Origin of the sequence: Vibrio sp. 10N.261.51.A3 (assembly GCF_041471965.1) — a bacterium.
Lineage (GTDB): Bacteria > Pseudomonadota > Gammaproteobacteria > Enterobacterales > Vibrionaceae > Vibrio > Vibrio crassostreae_C.
On the sequence record NZ_JBFRPK010000148.1, the window covers coordinates 1 to 369 of the forward strand.

Below are 369 nucleotides of genomic sequence, written 5' to 3' on the forward strand. Positions count from 1 at the left end.
ACATCGCCAGGCTTTAAATTAAATCTTTAGGTTGACCGACCTGGAGATATGGACGCTCACTTAGTGAGTTGACCACTGCGGAGTGGTAGTTCAGTTGGTTAGAATACCGGCCTGTCACGCCGGGGGTCGCGGGTTCGAGTCCCGTCCACTCCGCCACTTATTCGATAACCTCGCCTAGTGCGAGGTTTTTTCGAATCTGAAGCAAGATAAAGTTTTAGGGGTGTAGCTCCAATTGGCAGAGCAGCGGATTCCAAATCCGCGTGTTGGGAGTTCGAATCTCTCCACCCCTGCCATATTTAAAGCTCCAGCAGAAATGCTGGAGCTTTTTTGTATCTGTCACTTTTTCAAAGTGATACCAATCCGGAAAAT

Annotated in this window: 2 tRNA genes; both read left to right on the forward strand. The window is 48.5% G+C overall.

Annotation, left to right across the window (positions count from 1 at the left end):
- The first annotated feature begins 79 nt into the window (after nt 1–79).
- Nucleotides 80–156: transfer RNA gene (locus tag AB4371_RS22280), tRNA-Asp, on the forward strand.
- A 60-nt stretch (nt 157–216) separates the two neighbouring features.
- Nucleotides 217–293, forward strand: a tRNA-Trp gene (locus AB4371_RS22285).
- Nucleotides 294–369 lie beyond the last annotated feature (76 nt).